At 40.4% G+C, this 22222-nt stretch carries 7 protein-coding genes; 1 reads left to right on the forward strand and 6 read right to left on the reverse strand.

What is annotated here, in order from left to right; translation table 11 throughout:
* Positions 1-67: 67 nt before the first annotated feature.
* The 6 genes from DDF69_RS01555 to glsA form a co-directional block, all read right to left on the reverse strand.
* Positions 68-2470, reverse strand: coding sequence for a glycosyltransferase (locus DDF69_RS01555; RefSeq protein ID WP_114819226.1), 2403 nt, complete (start codon positions 2468-2470; stop codon positions 68-70).
* Positions 2463-3245, reverse strand: coding sequence for an alpha/beta fold hydrolase (locus DDF69_RS01560; RefSeq protein ID WP_114819227.1), 783 nt, complete (start codon positions 3243-3245; stop codon positions 2463-2465). Before DDF69_RS01560 ends, DDF69_RS01555 begins: the two co-directional genes overlap by 8 nt.
* Positions 3236-3535, reverse strand: a complete 300-nt coding sequence (locus tag DDF69_RS01565; protein ID WP_002977699.1) for an acyl carrier protein — start codon at positions 3533-3535, stop codon at positions 3236-3238. The genes DDF69_RS01560 and DDF69_RS01565 overlap by 10 nt, the downstream gene beginning before the upstream one ends.
* Positions 3523-7773 carry a type I polyketide synthase gene (locus DDF69_RS01570; RefSeq protein ID WP_114819228.1) on the reverse strand — a complete coding sequence of 1417 codons (4251 nt, stop codon included), beginning with the start codon at positions 7771-7773 and terminating at the stop codon, positions 3523-3525. Before DDF69_RS01570 ends, DDF69_RS01565 begins: the two co-directional genes overlap by 13 nt.
* Positions 7774-7791: 18 nt before the next feature.
* The gene (locus DDF69_RS01575) at positions 7792-14814 is read right to left on the reverse strand and encodes a type I polyketide synthase (protein WP_114819229.1); all 7023 of its coding nucleotides are present in this window, start codon (positions 14812-14814) and stop codon (positions 7792-7794) included.
* A gap of 943 nt (positions 14815-15757) precedes the next feature.
* Positions 15758-16771 carry a glutaminase A gene (glsA, locus tag DDF69_RS01580; protein ID WP_114819230.1) on the reverse strand — a complete coding sequence of 338 codons (1014 nt, stop codon included), beginning with the start codon at positions 16769-16771 and terminating at the stop codon, positions 15758-15760.
* A 547-nt stretch (positions 16772-17318) separates the two neighbouring features.
* On the opposite strand from glsA, the gene DDF69_RS01585 reads away from it, so the two are divergent.
* Positions 17319-22208 (forward strand): PKD domain-containing protein, encoded by a 4890-nt coding sequence (locus DDF69_RS01585; protein ID WP_114819231.1) that lies wholly within the window; start codon positions 17319-17321, stop codon positions 22206-22208.
* Positions 22209-22222 lie beyond the last annotated feature (14 nt).

A 22222-nucleotide genomic window follows, 5' to 3' on the forward strand; every position in this document is an offset into this window, starting at 1 on the left:
TAAGGTCTGATGAATCACAGTGTAGTCATCTGCCTTAGTATTTCAAAATTATTTTGGTTTCATGAGCTTATACAGAAGTTAATGTGGAATGTTCATGTACAAAACTTTCTAATAATTCTACTGCTTTGTCATTACCTCCGGCAAGGGTAAATGTATTTCTGACTTCCTGAGCTGCGATTCTGTATTTTGGATTCTCTAATAATTCAAAAACGGTTTCACGAAGGGCATCTACACGAAGTCTTTTGTATCGGATGCTGATTCCGCAACCTGCCTGCTCAATCAGTTTTGCAATATGGAAGTGGTCATACGCAATAGGAGTGATCAACATCGGTAAACCGTTACGGAAAGTATCGTTTACTGTATTGAAACCACCGTGGCAAATTACCATATCCATTTGCTGCATCACTGCCGATTGTGGCACAAAGCTGTTCACAATAAAGTTGTCCGGCCATTCTTCAAAGATTTCCGGTGGAGTAGCAGCAATTACTGTTACGGGCTGATCTTTAAATGCAGCGATGATTTTTTCGAAGAAAGCTTTTCTGATATCTACGAGCAGCGTTCCCAATGATACAAAGATCTTTGGAGTGGTAGAAGCGTTTAATTTATCCCAGTCAAATGGAGCGTCGTTCGGACGGCCTTTTACCGGACCTACAAATTTCATATGAGATGGAACGGTTTCAAAACCAGCGAAGGCCTGAGAGGTAAACACCATATTCAGTTTGTGAGAATGGATGTAAATACCTTCCTCATGAATGCCTACTTCTTTCTGAAGATCTTTGATGAGGTTTTGCTGCCATTCCCAGATTTTAGGGGCACTTTTTTCGGTATCTCCCATCACATCCGGTGGAACAGGTGTTGTTGTTACACAAGGAATATGATGTTTATGAGCGAAAAGAGCACCTCCGAAAGTGATACAGTCGTTCACGATCACATCCGGCATCCAGCTTTCTGTCAGTCTCGTTAATCCCGGCATCATCATTTTAGCAAAAGGAACATAGGTCTCTTCCAGTGCCAGTTTCATTACTTCAGGTCCGGAGCATGCAGGTCCGTCATCCTGTCTTTTCAAAATACGGGCGATTTCCTCCTGATACGGAATAAGATCTTCTTCAGGATAGAAATAAGAACCTCCTTCAGGGATATGTTTGCTGTCTAAAGGCGTAATTCCGAACCATTTTACTTCATGTCCGCGGGCAATCAGACTTGCTCCCACACTTAAAGTAGGGCTTACATGTCCGAAAAACGGAGGAACAACGAATAAAAACTTAGATGGTTTTTCAGGTTTTGAAGCCTTTGATAGAGCTTGTTCCAATAAGGTAGCTGCTGTAGCTGAGCCTCCTGCTTCCACAAAAGACTGACCTACTTTCTGGGCTGCTTCACGGTAGCCCGGAGTATTTAAAATCTGCTGTACGGCTTCTCTCAGGTGATTGGCTTTAAATCGGTTAAAATTCAGACGTTCACCCGCTTCTGTACGCACTACACGGCCTGCAACGTGCGACTGGTCATACGCAATCGGAATCACCACCAAAGGAATACCATTGGATAATGTTTCAGAAACGGTATTATGGCCGCCATGGCAAACTACACCATCCAGATGAGGCAGCAGATCCAGCTGAGGAACTTGTTGATACACTATGAAGTTATCCGGCCATTGCTCAAAAAGCTGTGGGTCAGAAACGACTACAACGGTTAAATCTTCATCTTTAAAAGCATCGATTACCTTTTGGAAAAATGCCTTTTTATGATCGTGATCGAAGGTTGTACCAATACTTACCAGTATCTTTTTATTGTTTTTGCTTTTTAATTTCTCCCAGTCGAATTCACATGAAACACGTCTTTCCGTAAGAACCGGCCCTGTGAATTGATATTGAGACGGGAGATCCTCCATTTCCCCAAAGAAATAACTGGACGTCAGAACCAATGTCAATAGATCTGAGGTTGCCAGAGAGCGTTCTTCCTGAAACCCAAGTTCTTTCTGCAAATCGATAATTTGATTGACTTCCCATTCGTGTACTTTCGGAAGTTCATTCATGATTTTGATGGCTGCCGGAGCGGTAACGGAAGTGGCATAAGGAATTCCAAGTATTTTGGCTGCAACCGGGGCGGCAAATAACTGATGATCCCCGATAATCAAATCGGGCTGCTCTATTTTTAATAAAGAAACAATACCGTTATAGCAATGTCTGTTCAGCGGGATAAGAACCTCTTCGTACAGGAACTTAACGCTGTCTATACCATACACTACTTTTTTGGAAATAATATCGAGATATTGTTCACTTTCTTTCTTTTCTTCGTCGGTCTGATCATATTGAATCAGTAATAATTTTCCTCCCTCGGGAAGTTTAGCCTCTAAAGTAGGGTCAAGGCTGATCCAGGCTACTTCATGCCCTCTTTCCAGCAGGGTAGCACCGATGCTTAAGGTAGGGTTGACATGACCTGTCAGTGGTGGAACTATAAATGCAAATTTAGCCATGGTTTTGTGTTAAAATTTTAGATAAAAATTGAGCGATCGTTTCAGCGATGAGCTGAGGTTCCTGAATCGGAATATTATGATCACCCGGAATTAATTCGAGTTCAGACTGGCTGATTTGAGATTGCAGCCACTCACCGGTAGGTCTGCAATTGGAATCAGCGCCATAAAGCAATAGAGTGGAAGCCGTCAGTTTGCTGAAATCGGTTTCACCCAGGAAATATTTTTCCTTAATCATATCTGCTTTAATGGTGGTCTGATTAAACAGAAATTCATACATACGGTGGTTCTTTTCCATTTGTCTTTTGCCCATCTGTACTTTGGTAGTATCTGTAAAGTTGGCTACGTAATGCTCAAGAAATTCTTTGCTGTATTCATCAATGATGTTACGGGCTTTTTCGTCCTGAGGATCCGGAGCTTCCGTCACTACAAGCTGATTTACGCGGTCAGGATATTCTAATGCTGTTTTTAATGCAATAAGACCTCCGAAGCTATAGCCGACAAGGTGTACATTTTCCAGTTGAAGGTGATCTATTAAACCTATTAAATCGGATGACATATTGTCAAGGTCGTACCCATCCAGAAAGCGTTCACTCATACCGTGGCTCTTCAGATCGTACATCACCACGTGGAAATGCTTGGCCAGAACCGGTGCAATATTAAAATAATAAATGGACAGGTTACTGAACATACCGTGGATGAGTACCACGGTTTGTTCGGCTCCTTTGTTGAGTTCCTGTATATGAACTTGTCTGTTATTGACAGTGATTATTGGCATTCGTAGATATAATTGATGATCATACTAAGGTCAAGATTAATCAGCTGGTCAAGATCCATAGATGATAACCAACCTGTAAAGTCGATCTGATCGCCAAAATGCGCCTTGATCTTTTCAGAGAAAGAGACAATCTCAATGCTGTCCATTTCAAGATCTTTGGTGAATGAACTTTCAGGAGTAATATCCATCTCTTCTACAAATTCAGCACCTATCACTTCAGTAATAAAACCTTTTAATAAAGTAAAAAGTTCTTCGTGGTTCATTTTTAATGTTGCGTTTACAGTGTCCATCCGATAATATAATTTTTATGTTTAATAGTTTTGATTTCAATGTTGTTGATCCACAAGTGATCATCTTTTATCATTTCGACTTCGAAGGCTTTAGGATTTCCTTTCAGTCCTGTTCCCAGAAACTTTCCGTAAGCTTCCTTGGCTACCCAGAAACGGGTGGTCCATTCCGCCTGATCTCTGTATTTTAATAGGGTTAATTCTTTGTCGGTAAATACCATGTCATAGAATCCTGAACTGCGTTCTTCCATCAGTTCCATATCAATTCCTACAGATTTTCCATATCTCGCAATCCCAACGGCTTCTTTTCCTTTGTGAGCTAAAGAAATATGGATGTCTTCTGTAAAATCACTGATGAGGTAAGGTTTTCCCACTTCATCGGAACGGATTTCAAAAGTGATCGGGAAGCAGGCATGATTTTTTTCCTGACGAAGAAGGTTTCTTACGGCGTCTTTCACCGCCACACGGCTTACCATCCAATTTTTCTTTTTGTTAGGTAACAATTGCTGGTGATGCTGTTTTTCTGTTTGGTTGAAATATCTTTTCAGGATAAAATCCCATGAAGCAACTCTGGTGTAGGCCTGATGGAAGAAGAAAACTTCAGGAGCAATCTCTTCCGAAAGGCGGTTGTGCAGCGGTGACATGGAAACATTCCATAAAGCGGCATCAATTTCCAGTCTTCTGTTCTGCCAGCCCGTAATGGCGCACCATACTTTTCCGTCTCTTTTCAGGATGATATCTGCGATGGCAAATTCATCATTAAGCTCGGTCAGCATACAGGTACATTCAAAAATACCTTCCTGGTCATGCATATCTCCGAAGAATTCAATATCTCTGATTTTTACAGGGAATGCAATACGGTCTTTCACCAACGTAAGCTGTAGCCAAAGCCCGAATAACTGTCCTGCATTGTCTAATAGAGAACCTTTACCACCATTTCCTTTTATTTTTCCGATAATTCCTTTGTCTCCAACGGCTGAAACTTCTGTAATTCCCTGATATTTGTCTCCATGGAACATGTGCATGTCATAGATTTCTTCAGGGGTTCTTTCGATAGGTAAAAGATTACCGATGGAAATATTGAAATCAGGGGTTGGAACAGGACCCGATTTTAAAACCACTTCTGCGTTGGCAAAATTCTCAATATCGAGATAAGCATGATTTTGTGAGCGCCATTCTCCTTTGACTGTTTTTTCGAAAGGTTTGGCCAAATTCATCCATTGGAATACACTTACATTCATGATTTTATGGACCAGTGTTCCCGGAATTTCTGCTTCTGCAATTTCTGCTAATTGCTCAAAAATCATCGTCATCGGAATAACCGGTTCCATATCTGCTACATGAGCCCATCCTTTAGGCTGTCTCAATAAACTGTGGTCGATCAGGTAAGGGTGACTCTCCAGTGTTACGTACAGATCTTTTGTAAAGGTTGTACTTCTTACGGGTTGTGAAGCTGCAGGAGCTACAGGTGCAGGTCTTTGGATGGTGATTTCCGGACGGTTCTGGAATAATGTCAATACTTCTTCCTGCATACGGATCATATCTGCAACGTTGTCCTGAAATGCCTGTACCAGCGGATGACCACTTTTTGCAGTCGCAACGGAAGAGGCAGTATATTGTTTTGGCGCGTCAAAAGACTGAGCCAACGCTTTCACTTCTTTAAAATTACGGATGATAGGTGAACCTAATTCCAGTTTAATTCCTTTTTGTGATGATCTTTTCGAATGATTTTGAATCTCTAAAAAGTCCAGAGCAATCGTTTTTCCCTCTACAAATAAAGAAGCCACTACACGCTGCAACTGAGCTAATGCGGAACGGGTCGGAACGCTGGAAGCGATGGTACTGAAAGCTTTTCCCTTCAAAGTATCATCGATAAATCCAATCAGACCGCCAGTTCCTACCTGAATGAAGACTCTTGCGCCTTCTTCGTATAATTTGTCGGTCAGTTCACGGAAGCGGACAGGTTCTACCAAATGCTCGGCACTCAGTTTTCTGATCGCTGCCTGATCTGCAGGATAAGGTTCTAGTGTTGTGGCAGACCACAATGGAATTTTCGTCTGCTGGAACTGTGCTTTTTCCATTCCTGCAAGGATCACATCCAGTTTATCAGCGATAAAAGGAGAGTGGAATCCTGACTGGAACGGCAATACCTGATGGAAGATCTGTTTTGCTTTTAACAAAGGAACCAATTCATCCAGAGCGGCATTGCTTCCACAAAGAATCACCTGATTAGGGCAGTTGTCGTTGGAAACATAAAGGTTTGAAATTTCTGCAATAAAAGGTTTTATCACCTCAATTCCGGCTCCTATAGCGATGAACTTGGAATCTTTTAATTCAAAAGTTTCAGGATTCAGTACATCAATTAAGGCTTTTACAGAATTGGCTTCCGCTAATTCCGAAGAGTAACCTGCCAGCCATTCTCCTAAACTGTGTCCCGCATTCATATCCGGAATAATTCCCAGCTTTTTCAGTGAATTATCAAGGATACTGCAGTTGTTGAAAATGTTTAAGGCATCGGTTAAAAGACCTTCACCTTCTGTTTCGATAGGTGCTGTTAGCCCAAAATAACGGCTTACCGTTTCTACTTCACCTTTTGCCAGTCCATCTAATCCTGGAAATACAAAGGCTACTTTACCACCATCTTTTAATAATGGAGTAGAAGTGTACCAGATATCCTGTTTGTTTTTCCACGTAATATTTTTGGAAACAATTTTAATGGCTTTTTCCAGTCTTGCAGGCGTTGGATCAAATATCGCAACCCTGAAATCTCCTTCACCAATGGTTGTTTCATTATTTTGTAAAGCTGAAAGCAGTTCTTCATGGGTGGGTCTTGCCAATATCAATACCTGGTCTTTTTTCGGCATATCATAGCCTTCCAGAACAACGTGGGCGTTGATACCTCCGAATCCGAAAGCATTCACTGCCGCTACTTTTGGAAGCCCTGTTTTTGACCAGTTCTTGGCTTCCTGTACAGGCTCAAACCTTGTATTCTGCATCTCCGAAGTCGGATTCTCGCAATATAAGGTCGGTGGCAAAGTATCGTGATGTAATGCTAAACAGGTTTTAATTAATCCTGCAATTCCGGCAGCCGGCATAGCATGCCCGATATTAGACTTTACAGATCCAATACCTGCAGCCGGAGCTGTTTCTTCTTTTCCGAAGAATTGGGCTAAGGTCTGAAGCTCTGTTTTATCTCCAAGGGGTGTTCCTGTGCCATGAGCTTCAAGATATCCCACTTTGTTTTTATCTAAATCAGCATTAATCCATGCCTGTTCTAAAGCCTTTAACTGGCCTTTTACAGATGGGCTCATCACGCTGGTTCCGGTACCGTCACTGCTTACACCCACCCCTTTGATCACAGCATAGATTTTGTCCTGATCACGAACAGCATCTTCCAGTCTTTTTAACACCACGAAACCACAACCTTCGCCGATTAACAGACCGTCAGCATCCATACTGAACGGCTTGATCTGCTGTTGGCGGGACATAGCTCCCAGTTGGGCAAAAATACTCCAGAAAGCAGCGTTCTGTCCTGTGTGTACGCCTCCTGCGATCATGATATCGGAACGACCTCTCTGAAGTTCCTGTACGGCATGATCTACAGCAATCAAAGCAGAAGCACAGGCGGCATCTACAGTGAATGCAGCGCCTCCTAAATTGAAGCGGTTGGCTACAAGAGAGGCAACAAGATTGGGAATTAATCCCATGGCGGTATCAGCAGCAAAACGTCCTTTACGCTGTTGAAAAGCATGTTTTACTTTTTCAATATCTGCAGAAGAAACCTGAGGTAGTAACTCTTGTAACAATGAATAAATCTGTTCTCCGGTTCTTACAATTTCAATCGCTCGGGTAGCACCCGGACCTGTGTAGTTTCCTTTACCGATAATGATTCCCGTTTTTTCAAGGGAAATATTCTTTTGAAATACGCCCGCATCTTCCAGTGCTTTCTGTACCAGATCAAGGGTAAGCAAATGGTCAGGTTCCGTTCCTTCAACAGCCAATGGCAGAATACCAAAGGCGGTAGGATCGAAGGTGTAATCAGGGATAAATCCTCCACGCTGACAGTAAAAACGGTCAACGGGACTTGTGGCATCACTGAAATGAACCGGATCTATCCGATCCGCCGGAGCGAGTTCGGTAGAATCGACTTTATTGACAATATTCTGCCAAAAAGTGCTGGCATCCTGTGCCCCGGGAAAGACACAGGATAGACCAATTACAGCAACATCTGTTTTTTTCATATTGAGTTTATGCAGTGTTTACCAATTATTTCCTGACATGATCAGCACCTGGCTTTCCGTTCCGTATTTTATCTCGTTAAGGAAGATTTCTTTTCCTTCATCCAATGAAATCATGGAAATACCTCTGCGCTCATATTCTGATTCCAGGGTGGAAGAAACCATTCCGGCACCTTTCCATGGTCCCCAGTTGATAGAGATTACTTTTCCTTTTAATCTTTTATTTAAAGCATTCGCGTAATCATCCAGTACGCTGTTGGCTGCAGCATAATCTGTCTGGCCTTTGTTACCGTATACGGAAGCGATACTTGAGAACAATACTACAAACTGACAGTCTGAACGAAGCTGTTCTGCCAATACACGAAGGGGTTTTACTTTGGTATCAAATACACGTCCGAAAGAGCTTGTCGTTTTTTGTTTGAATAATTTATCTTCTAAAAGACCTGCTCCATGGATTACTCCATCCAGGCGGTTGTATTTCTCATAGATACTGCTGATCAGACTGCTTAATCCTTCTTCGTCACAAAGATCTAATGATTGGTAGATGATGGTATTTCCAAGCGCTTCCATATCACGGATGGTGCGAAGGATCTGATTGTTTTTGAAAATCTTCGTCGTTTCTTTTTCTATTTCTGAAGGAGATGTGAATTGGCCTGACTTGATCAGGAATCCTCTGATATCCTCTTTGGCTTTCATGCTTTCAAAGTCTTTAGCCGAAAGTTCGTTTCTTGGGTCTGCGGATCTTCCTACCAGAATATAAGTACAAGGATAGGCCTGAGACATGTGTTTTACCAACTCGGCAGTGATTCCCTGCGCGCCTCCCAATACCAAAACCACAGATTTCTGATCTAACTGGATATGAGCTTCATTCAAGCTTGTTGATAATGGAGAAGGGATGATGTCTACCTGATGTCTCTGATCGTTTTTATAAATCACTTCAGCAGGTTTATCGTTGGTAAGAATCTCTTTTAAAGCGATTTCAGCAATCTGATCTACTTCCTGAGGGGTGCTCAGGCTGATTAATCTACAAGTTGTATTATCAAATTCTCTGGCTAGACTTTTGAAAAGTCCAGGATATCCCTGATGATGACGTAATACGCTTGCATCTGTAATTTCCTGAAGATGTGCAGGAATATCAGAAATAAGATATACCCATTTTGCTTTATCAAAATCAAGTTTCTTGATCAGATCTACGTGATCGATAATACTTGGCTTATCAACGGCAGAGAATAGATCTAACATAATTAATCCGTCGATATTTGAAAGATCTTTATCTGTATCTACCAGCTCTACAATAGCTCCATGTTTTTCTAACGCGTCTTTGATGGCTGAGGTTTGTTTGCTGTCATCTTGTGTAATGGCAAAGCGTTTTCCCTGTAATACTTCTGTATTTTGTATTTTAGAAGAATCTGTTGGAGTAATGTCAAAACGAAGACGTGAAAGTACATTTTGGACAGGCTCTGCAGTGTTGGTTTCTTGTGTTTCCTGAGCAGTTTCGTTGGTTTCACCATTCATTTCGCTGATCCAGCTTGCCAAGCCACGAAGGGTTTTGATGGCCGCCAGTTTTTCCATCACATCATCAGCCTGTTCAAGGTTTTGACCAAATCCGATCTTGGTTTTAAGATCACCGATAATTTCCATACGTTTGATGGAATCTATGCTTAAATCTGCTTCCAGATCAAGGTCAAGACCTAACATTTCTTTTGGATATCCTGTTTTTTCACTTACGATATTCAGAATCGCATTTTGAAGATCTTCAAGAGAGAATGCTGGCTGAGCTTGTGATTTTGAAACTGTTGGTTCCGTTGTTTTTCCGTTTTTTTCAGTCCCAGCAGTTGATTCAGCTCCTGAAAATTCAGTAAGCCATGAAACTAATCCGCTTAACGTTTTTATTCCTGCAAGCTGTTCCATAACGGTATCTTCATTAGCATTTCCGTTACCCAGACTTCCCAGTTCGTTACGAAGTGTTCCGATGATCTCAACTCTTTTAATAGAGTCGATACTTAAATCCGCTTCCAGGTCCATTTCCATACCCAGCATTTCCTGAGGGTATCCTGTTTTGTCGCTTACTACCTGTAATAATAAAGACTTGATATCTCTTGACGGAGCTTGCTTTACAGCAGCCACAGCTACGGGTTGCTGTTGAACAGGCTGAACCGGAATCGTAGATATAGGTTGGTGAGCAGCAGCTGGTGCTGGCGAATGGTATACAGGAGCAGGGAATGCCTGAGGATTCTGTCCCATAAAGGAAAGCATCACATCACGCTGTGCCTGTATCATTAATTTCATGCTGTTCAAATATTCCTGCAACATGCGTTCAGCAGTAGACTGAGCTTCCGTTGCGGCTGCCTGTGGTTGATGAGTAAAATTGTTCATGGGAATTGGGTTTATTAGTGGTAATGCACCGTTAGATGGCAGATTACCCGTAGTTGGGTGGGCTGTTTGCCCGTTAACACGCCAGATAGCAGGGCTTTTCTTGTAAAGCTCAGGCTGGTTAAGATCGATAATCGTAACGCTTCTGCCGTCAAAAAGTTTATCAATGTTAAAGCTGCGGCCTGTTCCTAAATATTGTGCCAGCATACAAAGCAGATGACTGAATTTATTACGGCTGTTGTCTTCAACATATAGGGTAAGCTGATCTTTTTCAAGACAAGACTTGGTTAATCCGGTAAGTACTTTTCCTGGTCCTACTTCGATGAATATTCTTGCTCCGTCGTTGTACATTGCCTGAAGCTGTTCTACAAATCTTACAGGCTGTACCAGATGATCAGTAAGTCTTTCTTTTATTTCTGAAGGATTCGCCGGATATACTTCTGCCGTTGTATTGGACCATACAGGGATCTGCATTTCCTGGAAAGGAACGTCTTTTAATACCTCAGCATATAAATCTTTGGATTTTGCCAATAACGGGCTGTGGAAGGCACATGCAACATCCAGTTTTTTCGCAGAAATACCTTCCTGTTTAAGTACTTCCAGTAATTTATTGATAGCCCCTGTACTTCCAGCAATTACACATTGTGTAGGAGCGTTGAAGTTCACAGGATAACATCCTTCTACTTTAGCAATAATTGGTTGTAAGCGTTCCGCAGTGGCACTTGCTGCCAGCATTGAACCTGGATCTCCGCCTTCTACTGAATTTAAAATAGACTGTGCTCTCTGAACACTTAAGTCAACCAGTTTATCTTCTCCAAATACTCCTGCAAAACATAAAGCCGGTATTTCACCATAGCTGTGGCCTGCCAGCATATCAGGAATAATTCCTAAAGATTCTAAGAACTTAGCCAATGCAAGGTCTACAATTCCTAAAAGCGGTTGCGCTAAACGGGTATCTTTAATGGTTTCTTTCTGTTGTTTTAAATCAGCTTCAGTAAATGTTTTTGATGGGAAAACTACTTTTTCAAGTTCAGGATACTCATCAATAATCTTACGCATAGCCGGGAAAACTACAAATAAGTCACGAGCCATATTGATTCTCTGGCTTCCTTGTCCCGGGAATGTGAACGCTACTTTACCTTCTTTTTTATTCACGGTAAAAGTGTCTTTTGTCTCAATCCCTAGCAGTACTAACTCAAGCTTCATCATCAGGTCTTCAGCGGTGTCTGCTACAATGCTGAACTGGATTGGTTTTTCTGAGCTGATGCTTAAACTGTAAGCAATATCTTTTAATGGAATCCCATCATTAATTTCTAATAATGCTTTAACCTTGCTTGATTCTCCTTTGGCTTCTTCATAGGTGTCTCCGCGGAAAACAAACAGTTCTGAAGGCCACGACTGCATGGCAATTGAATTGTCCTGCTTTGGATGGTTCGCAATAACGGTATGGAAATTCGTTCCTCCAAATCCGAAAGCACTGATTCCTGCATAACGGTTTTTCTCGCCCCATAATCCACTTTCAGCATGGAAAGCAAACGGACTGGTTTCTGCGTTATAATAGGCATTTGGCTGCTGAAGGTGAAGGGTAGGTGGCTTTACTCCATGATATACGGCAAGGGAAGCTTTGATTAATCCTGCCAATCCTGCCGCACACTTAGTATGGCCGATCTGTGTTTTCACAGAACCTAAATGCGTCTGTCCCGGTAAAGCTCCTGAGCGACTGAATAAATTAGTCAGTGCACTTAATTCAGTTTTGTCACCTACTACCGTTCCTGTACCATGCGCTTCTACAAGGCCTACAGAAGCAGGACTGATCCCAGCCTGGGAATAAGCACGTTCCAGAGCTCTTACCTGACCTATTTTTCTAGGAGCAGTCAATCCAAGGGCTTTTCCGTCGCTGGATCCTCCAACTCCTTTGATTACTGAATAAATACGGTCACCATCACGTACAGCATCTTCGTATCTTTTTAAAACAAGGATGGCGATACCTTCTCCAAGAGCAATACCGTCTGCGTCACCATCGAATGTAGCACATCTTCCTTTTCTGGATAGGGCATGCGTACTGGAGAACATCAGGTAATCATTGATACCATTATGTAAATCTGCTCCTCCGGCAAGAACCATGTCGGATTTTCCTAACACAAGTTCCTGACATGCCAGATCAATGGCTGCTAAAGAAGAAGCACATGCTGCATCTACTGTAAAGTTTCTGCCGCCAAGGTCTAATCTGTTCGTAATCCTACCTGCGATTACATTCGCAAGAATTCCTGGGAAAGAGTCTTCAGTAGTATGTGGAAAGGCTTCCTTTACTTCTTCGTGAAGTTCTCCGAAGACCTGCTTATAATATCCTCTGAAACTATAGCTGTTGGCAAGGTCATTACCTCCTTCAGCACCTATAATAACAGAAATGTTTTCTCTGTTGATGTGTTTTTCACCATAGCCTGCATCTTCCATCGCACGTTTAGCAACCAATAAGGTTAATAATTGCGTAGGTTCAATGGCAGCAAGTGATTGTGGCGGAATCCCAAATGCCAATGGATCGAAATCGATTTTAGGAATAAATCCTCCCCACTTGGAATGTGATACATCCGATTCGTTGGAATCCGGTTTATAATAAAGTTCTTTATTCCATCTTTCATCCGGTACTTCGGTAACACTGTCTTTTCCTAAAATGATGTTTCTCCAGTATTCATTCAGGTTTTTAGCACCAGGGAAGATACACTCCATCCCTACGATAGCGATATCCAGAGGTTTTTCTACAGAAACCGGTTCTTCCGGCAATGCTGCTTCCTGAATGTGTTCATAATTGTCTACAACACTTTGATGAAGAGCAGCTAACGAGATCACACGGTTATGCATCGTAGCAACCTGCCCGATCATGTACATTCCAAGGTCAAGTTGGTCATCTTTAGGAATGTTGACCAATTTGTCGCCCTGCCGTTCTATGCCTTTTGCCGCAATACGTAAGCGGCCTACATTTAATTTTTCAAGTTGTTCCCATACCTGTTTTTTGTCCATTCCGGCAGCAAGAAGTTTTGCTTTTTCGGTATTGAAATGGTGGGCAAAAGCTGTATTTAAGCAACGGGTTTCATGTCCGGGAGCGGTTTCCAGTAAAACGGTATCCTTTGCCTGCATTGCCTGAGACTGGAATTCTTCCTGAATAGCTCCGGTTTCTACAGCTTCGTGGGTATACAGATATGCTGTACCCATCAATACTCCTATTTTTACTCCTCTTGCAGCCAATGGTGCAGCCATGATGGAAACAAATGCCGTTGAAAAGGCGTTATGAATTCCTCCCGCAAAAAAGACGCTGATGTTTTCAGGATCATCTTCTTTTAAAATACGTTCAATTTGTTTTTCCCAAAGAACTGTACTGGACAGAGGTCCTACATGACCTCCACATTCACGTCCTTCAAAAATAAAGTTTTTAGCTCCTTCTTTCAGGAAAATGTCCAGAAGGGCAGGGGAAGGAACATGTAAGAATGATTTTATTCCTGCTTTTTCAAATACTTTAGCCTGTGCAGGTCTTCCTCCGGCAATCAAAACTACAGGAGGTTTTGCTTCTAATATATAGGATGTCTGTTCATCTCTTAATTCCTGTGGGGCAAATCCTAAAATTCCAACACCCCATGTTTTTTCACCAGCCAGTTTTTTGGTATCCATTACCAAAGATTTTGCTGACTCTCCTTTCAATAAGGATAAAGCAACAAAAGGTAGCGCTCCGGCATCTGCTACTGCATTGGCAAAGGAAGGTACATCACTCACACGGGTCATCGGGCCTTGAGCGATAGGATAGGTTAAGCCTAATTCCTGAGCTAAAGTGTTATTTTTATCAATTACTTTAAGTGCTTTGGCTTGTTTCAGATGTCCGTACATCGCTTCTTTGAAGCCGAAAATCAGTTTTTTAAGTGTTTTGAAGTCTTCATACAGATCCGTAGCCAATGAAATGTCTTGCCCCATTGGGATATAGCAGGTACTAAGATCGAAACCGGCAAAATATTGTTTCAGATCTTCAGCGGTTGCATTTTCAGGTAAAGCAGGTGAGTTCGGTCTTACCAATACACGATGGTTAGCGATCACCTTAGTTTCTGTACCATTCAGTTTTGAGCATACTTCTTTCAGTTCCTGTGGAACTGAACTTTCAGGGAATAAAGCCAGCTGGCTGTCCAGCACAATTCCTGTGGCTCCCAAAGCTTTCGACGCTGCTGCGGTATGGAGGCCAATTCCTCCCTGTACCCACACCGGAATGCTCTGGATTTCTTTGATCACCCTTTGGAATAAAACAAACGTGGATTCGTAGCCTACTAATCCTCCCGCTTCATTTCCTTTGATAATGATTCCCTGTGCTCCTGATTCTTCGGCCTGTCTGGCCTCTTCCAAACTGGTCACCTGGTAAATAACAGGTATATTGAATGGTTTAGACATTCCGAACGGAAGGATCGCAAATCTTACTTTCTCAGAGATTTGAAGAGAGGCGAAATTGTCTTTAGAAAAATAAATACCATACGATGGTACGTCTATCTGGTCAAGTTGTTGTAACGCTTCCTGGGCTTTCGTCAGCTCATTTCCCAAACTTAGTACGGGCAATGCACCTGCCTGGTGCAATCGGGAAATAAGGTTAACGTCCGGCTTTTCAAAAGGCGTCAGTCCAATAATGGTTAATTTTTTCATGGCGTGTTAATTGAATTATTGAATGATAGCAAGAGCTTTATAACAGAATGCAAGGCTTTCAATGGTACATTACTTTTTGTTACGATAAAGTAAAATTTGGTTTTGTTAAATCGTTAACAATATATATTGTTTTGTGATTATTATTTAATAATCTATCGGTTTTGGATAGATTGTGAGTTGTAGTAAATATATCCGGCTTTTCAAGGGGGATCAGCCTGATTTTGGTCAAGTTTTTCATAGCATTTACGGTATAGAAATGATTAATGATATCTCATAGCAAAATACTAATGTTATTGGTATTAATAACAATTTTCTGTTATGAGTAAATAAAAATAATAAAACTATAATATATCTTCAATCATAATTGTTATTTGATAATGATTTTTTAATATAAAAAGATCGATTATTCAAATGCTATTAAAGAATATTTATTGTTTCCTTATTCTTAGAAACATGGCCGGTACAATCTTATAAATTTTAACTATAAATATTTATAGTTAAAAAAATGTTAAGCAAATATAGGAATAAAAAATAAAATATTTCAAAAACAAGAGATTTGTTTTTAGGTATATTACAAAAAGATAATATACTATAAATAGGGTTCTAAAATGTAAGAATACCTTTATCAATCTGATAAAATGACAAAGCGAATTTAAAGAAAATTAATCAATATATTGTGATTTAATTTGAATTATTTGTGAATTTTTTATATCTTTTTGATAAATAAGCAGATAGGTATTTTTAAGAATAATTTAAATATATTTCCGAAATTCATAAAAAAAACAGCAAGTATCTGGTATACTTACTGTTTTTATGCGTGTATTTGTTGGGGACTTTTTTGACCAATGTGTCATTTTAATGCTGTGCCGGATCATTTGTAGTACAATTTATCTCATTGCATAGTAAATGAACGGTCTGTGCATTAACGGTGATGGTGAAAAAATTAAAATATACTTAATCCGTACTGTTTTGCCAGATCTAAAATCATATGATACCCGGCCAGAGAATTGCCATGTTGATCTAAGGCAGGACTGAATACTCCGATACCTATTTTCCCCGGAACGCTTACCGTAATTCCTCCTCCGACACCGGATTTGCTTGGTAAACCAACAGTTCTGGAATATTCCCCACTGAATTCATACATTCCGGCAGTCAGCATTTGTGATTCTACTAATTTTGCCATATCTGTGTTTTTATAAGTGGCATCTCCGTCAAATCGTACGCACTGATTGGCAAAAAAGTATCCTATTTTTGCCAGGTCTTCGGCGGTAAGTTCAATAGAGCATTGCTTGAAGTAATTGTCCAGCTGGTCTTCATTTCCTGAAATCAGTCCGCTGTTTTTCATAATGTAAAACATACCACGGTTACGGTGTCCGGTTGATTTTTCCGATTCGTAAACCGATTTATTATAATCAATGGATGAGTTTTTGGTAATGTACCTTACCATATCCAGTATTTTAAGGAATGGTTTTTCCCCATCTCCTGAGATCAGTGAAGTGGTAAGGATGGCTCCTGCATTCATCATTGGATTAAGCGGCTTTCCTGTGGTTTCAAGGTTTGAAAAATGGTTGAAGGGTTTATCTGATCCGAAATACCCCATTTTGTCGAAAATATGAGGTTCCCCTTTTTCGTTGACGGCCACCATTAATGATATGATTTTGGAAATGCTCTGCATAGTAAATTTTTTGCTTACATCACCGGTGTTGAATACTTTTCCATTTTTATCTACTACAGAAAAAGCGATGGCTTTAGCGTCCATTTTTCCCAGTTCAGGAATGTAATCTGCTACTTTACCTTGTGTATAATAAGCTCTGTTTTTTTCCAGAATGTTATTTAAAGTTTTCTCTGAAATAGTTGAGATATCTGCTGTTTTCTGAGCGTAAACAGTTGTGTTTAAAGCTAAAAAAGCTATAGTGCAAATTCCTTTTGCAGAGGATAAAAATCTGTTGTTTTTCATAGAAGGTCTTCAGGTAAAAATATTTATGATATGCCTGAAAAAACAAAGATAAAATATTTTTGGTATTGTCTGTAATTCTGCTTTATAGTGTTCAGAGGGAACTGTAGTATTTTACATAAAATAAGATGATATATATAACGGATAGGGAAGTGCATTCAGGGGATGGAAAAAATATTTTAGTGAGAGAAGAATTTCACGTTGTTTTTGTTCTTTTTTAATCGAGTTTTGAATGTTATTAATTTTAATTTATAATCGTTTTTTAATTAATATTATACATGGTAAATGTTTTTGATTGATGTTTTGGTTTTTTTTAATACCACAAATAGAGTATTTTATTTATTTAAATCGTACTTGAAGTCTGACATTTATATGAAAAGTTAAATTTTATTGCATAACTAATATGTGGGTGAAATAACATATAAGCATGAATTTGTCTATATCGTTGGTCTTCAATTGTGAAATTGTGTTATTTTTTCACTATTAAATGATCTTTGTGTTATTTTTTTTATTAATTTGACAAAAAATTAATAACACTTTTTTAATAACTATGAAAAACAACACCTATTTTGGTAGGCAGCATGTCTTCAGACTGCTCCTGCTATGTTGGCTTTTGGTACCTTGGGTGCTACAAGCACAAGCTCGAATAACATGGACCGAAGAGGTCGGATGCCAGGAATTCCGCGGCGAAAAAGAAGGTCAGATCCCTGACAACGGAATCGCCAGTTCCTACATCAATTCTTCACAGTGCCTCCGGGTCTGTGAGAAATCCATAGATCCTGTGAAATATCTGGTTCAGGGGTCTAACGTTTCCAATGTACAATGGTCAGTTTCAGGAGGAACGGCCTCAATTTCCGGAGCCGGAAATACCTTAGCGTATGTTACATGGGGAGCGGCTGGTAATGGCTCTTTACAGGCTGTTATCACCTACAACGACGGAACTGTGGAAACACAGACCATCTGTATTGAAAAAATCAACAGACCTATTGCTAAATTTGAAATGTTAAATCTGGATTATACTGTATGTAATAATACAACGGTATATTTTGATAACCTTTCTGAGCAAAACGGAGGGTCGGATATTGTCAATTATTTCTGGCAATTCGGAGATGGAGCTACTTCCACTTCCACGGCTTTTGAACCATCTCATGTTTATACCAATCCTGGTAATTATGTCATACAGCTTACCGTAACCAATAAGTGCGGATGCCAGAGTAAGTTTAGAAAGGAGATCAAGGTTGTGAAATCATATCCTGTACAGATCGACTGTGCTTCGGTGGTATGCGAAGGAAGTACAGAGAAGTATCATGCACAGGATGGATGTAATAAAGGACAATGGAAAGTTATTGGTGGAAACATCATAAACAATAACGGTAACGAAATTGAAGTAGTTTGGGATCAGGTAGATCCAACGGACGGTTTCGGTTATGTAATGTATATGTCTGAATGTGCTTGTCCTGAGTGGACTACAATTAAAATCCCTGTGATTTTAAAGAATGCAAAAATTAAAGGACAGGATAAAGTATGTGCTGGTAAGCAGTATACCTATTCTATTCCTCAATGGCCTACAACTAAAGTTAACTGGAATGTAACCGGTCCTGGAGCAGGTCAGTTGGTAAATACCCAGCAGAGAAATGAAATTGTTTTCACAGCAACTCAGCCGGGAACTTATCACCTTGAGGCTACTTATTTCAATACTTTATTATCATGTGAAGGAAAGGCAACTATTGATATCGAAGTAGAACAGCCGGTGACAATAAGTGGTGGTACAGATGAAATCTGTGCGGGAACAAGCCAGACATTTACTGCTACACCTAACGTACCTGTTATCTGGAAAGTAACTACAGGAGGATCTACTTACACATCAGGATTAGTATCCGGACCATTTACCTATCCTTTTGCAACAGCAGGTACTTATACTATTGTTGCTGTTAAACAAGGAGGAGGTTGTGAAAGTAATTCAAGAATTATTAAAGTATTACCAATTCCACAGCCGCCTACAGGAACTATTTCAGGAGAAACGAAAATATGTCCCGGAAAACCTTATGTGTATACTATCAGTTCCGTGGATGCAGGAATGGTACCTGTTTGGAGTGTTACTAACGGAACCATCCAGGGTAGCAATGCAGGATCTTCTGTAACGGTTATATTTAATACCGGTGCTTCGTCATATACAGTGTCTGCACAGAATAAATCTATGAGTAACGCAGGATGTCTTTCGGCTCCAATTTCGTTCAATGTATCACCATTGGATCTTAATACGATTATGATCAATCCTAACCCGGGACCTTTCTGCCCGAGTAGTACTCAGACATTCAGTGCAAATCTGAACGGTATTGTTCCAGACTTTATGGAATGGACATTTGGAAGTTCAAACTTTGGAAGTGTTGTAGGAGGACAGGGTACCAATAATATTACTGTAAACTTCAACGAAATTTCTTCAACAAGCAGCACTACGCTGAATTTAAGAATTGTAAAATGCGGAGTATCAAAAACTATAAGTATTCCGGTATCTTTATTGACTCTTCCTACAGTAAGCTTTACGAATGTTGGAGGAATCTGTTTAGGTTCTAATCTTACATTCACTGTAAATCAGGGAATCATCACTTCAGCAACGAGTGTAACTTTCACTTTTGCTAACGGAACTACTTATACCACTACTTATAATCCATCCGGAATTTATAGCTTCCCGAATAACGGATATATCCAGAACGGTTCAGGAAGTAATATTTCTCAAACGGTGACAGTAACTTATACAGGAACTAACGGATGTAACTATAAGCCTACTGCAAGCGCAAACTTTACTATATATCCTGAAACTATTATTACGGTTTCTCCGGTATATAATATTCTGGTATGTGATCCTACAACTATGACACCGTATACGCTTACGGCAAACAGTTCTACAGGACTTACCAATATTGTTTCTTGGCAGTGGTTCAAGAACAATACACCAATATCTGGTGCTACTACCAATTCTTATACTATAGGAGGAGCAGGTGCTTTTGGAACCTATAGAGTACAGGCTGTAGATATTAATGGTTGTGTGGTTTCTTCACAGAACATTAATGTGAGCCAGCTATGCCCAAGCAGCGGAACTTGTACCGCAAATCCTCAGATCAACTTTACAGCTACATGGTCAGGTTGTAACACAATTTCTACATCAGGGTTAACATATAGCGGAACTCCTGATCAGATCGAGTGGTCATCAGACAGTGTACTTACTTTAACTTCTCCTCAGGGACAGCCTACAGCAACATATCAGACTACTCTTGCAGGAGCACATATTGTTTTTGTACGTTTAAGATATGGATCATGCTGGTATAGCAAAGCTGTTGAAGTAAAAAAGAACTACGAGCCTAAATTCAGTGTAAGCACAGTATGTAGTGGAGGCGGATATAATGTGACTCTTTTCAATAGTTCTACTATTTTTGAGATCAATCAGTCATCTATTACCTATACATTCACTAGTCCGGGTCAACCGACTCAAACAGGGCAGTCGGCTACGTATAACAACCTTGCGCCAGGTACTTATACCTTCACAATGACAATGTCTGCGCCAGGTAAACCAGCGTGTACAACTACGCAGACTGTTACATTGGCTCCAATCCCAAATACCAGCATTCTGGTTCCGTCATTAATCTGTGTACGGGAGCCGATTACATTCTCTGCAACGGGGTACAACCCTGCGAATACATACACTTGGTTTTTTGATAGTACTTCATATGTAGCTTCCGGACAAGATGCTGTAGTTACCTATAATACAAGTGGTGTGAAGACAGTTCAGTTAAAAATCACTACTCCTAACGGATGTGTGTATGCTTCACCGGTTGTCAACATTGGTGTGAATGAAGCTTTCATTGATGGTAATATTTCCCCTACTAATGTGGTAGCTTGTGCAGGTTCTGTTCCTACACTTGTGTTTAACGCTTCTATGGGAACTGTCAGCCAATATATCTGGATGAACGGCTCACAACCAGTGCTGGGAGCACCAAATTCACCAGCTTTCACTCCTACTCAGTCAGGAACTTACTGGCCTGTATTGGTATCACCTGATGGTTGCAAAACAAGCATCATGAGTATTAAAGCAGCAACAGTGACTGTTAAAAATGCTCCATATGTAAACATCTCAGGCAAAGCTAATATCTGTGCGGGATCTTCTACGACACTTACTGGTCTTGTAACGGATAATACATTAGAATACCAATGGAAGAAAGCAGGTTCGGTAGTTGTACCATGGACTTCTGCTCCTTATCCGATCACTTTAAATACAGGATCATTACCTGCAGGTACTTACGTGTATACTCTTGAAGTAAGAACTCCGGGTACATCAGGATGTACAAGTTCTAAAAACTTTACACTTACGGTAAGCAATCCGCCATCACCGGTTACGATAGCTTACAGCCTTGTGAGTTGTCAGCCTTATAGAATTAAGCTAACTGCATCAGGACCATCTACGGGAGATTATAACTGGAGCAATGGAATGTCAGGACAGTCAATCACTGTAAATGAAGGTGGTGTATTCCAGGTTACTTATACTGCGCCAAGCGGATGTAAAGTATCCAATTATGTAGAGGTACCGTTAAGTCTTGAGAGTCTGATGTGGGTATTCCCTACAGGATGCTATGATGAATGTCTTAGAGAGAAGAATTATATCATAGGACCAAAAGGAATATTTGATCATCATGATTGGATGTTGTTCGGAAACAGTATCCAGAGTGGGAACAATGATTTCATCTTCCCATTATATATTGGAGGAGCAGGTACCTATCAATTACAGATTAACCACTTAGGGTGTCAGTATACATCCGGAACTATGAATTATTATCCGGGTAAAGATTGTGGATACGAAACAGAATGTAAGATTGAAGGAGATATTAAAGGAATGAAGTGGGTTGGAGATCATTACGCTGTGTACGGTGTTATTCATAACGCAGGTGGCCAGCCAATAAGTCTTAATGTTTCAAGTCTTAACGGATTCGGAACTTATATTCCGTCTATCATTACAATTCCGGCAGGAGGTGTGTATGATATGAATGCTAATCCATTGGCTTTCTATCCAAATCCAAACTTCCAGGGTACTGATGAGATTTTATTCTCTAATGAAACTTGTAAGTTTAGCACCAAAGCGACAGATCCTGACTGGATGGGTATGAGAAGTGCATCAAGAAGCGTTACCGCTACAGCAGTTTCTTCTCTGAAAATGATACCAAATCCTGCGAAGGAAAAAGTGAAAATCTCGTATAACACGGGTGATGAAAAATTACTGGCAAAACAGATTACAGTTTTTGATGCCATGGGCAATGTCAAATTCCGTAAAGAAGTGAAAGCGGCTTCCGGTGAGGTAGACGTGGAAGTTTCCAGCTGGCTGCAAGGTGTTTATATCGTTATTGTACAAACGGGAGATACATCATTACAAGGAAAACTAATTAAAAATTAGTAACTTATAAATCA

It is taken from the genome of Chryseobacterium sp. KLBC 52, from assembly GCF_003347605.1.
Classification (GTDB): domain Bacteria; phylum Bacteroidota; class Bacteroidia; order Flavobacteriales; family Weeksellaceae; genus Chryseobacterium.

Coding starts and splice junctions, on each gene's coding strand:
- DDF69_RS01555 (WP_114819226.1), bottom strand. CDS start 2,470: ATGGCTAAATTTGCATTTATAGTTCCACCACTGACAGGTCATGTCAAC.
- DDF69_RS01560 (WP_114819227.1), bottom strand. CDS start 3,245: ATGCCAATAATCACTGTCAATAACAGACAAGTTCATATACAGGAACTC.
- DDF69_RS01565 (WP_002977699.1), bottom strand. CDS start 3,535: ATGGACACTGTAAACGCAACATTAAAAATGAACCACGAAGAACTTTTT.
- DDF69_RS01570 (WP_114819228.1), bottom strand. CDS start 7,773: ATGAAAAAAACAGATGTTGCTGTAATTGGTCTATCCTGTGTCTTTCCC.
- DDF69_RS01575 (WP_114819229.1), bottom strand. CDS start 14,814: ATGAAAAAATTAACCATTATTGGACTGACGCCTTTTGAAAAGCCGGAC.
- glsA (WP_114819230.1), bottom strand. CDS start 16,771: ATGAAAAACAACAGATTTTTATCCTCTGCAAAAGGAATTTGCACTATA.
- DDF69_RS01585 (WP_114819231.1), top strand. CDS start 17,319: ATGAAAAACAACACCTATTTTGGTAGGCAGCATGTCTTCAGACTGCTC.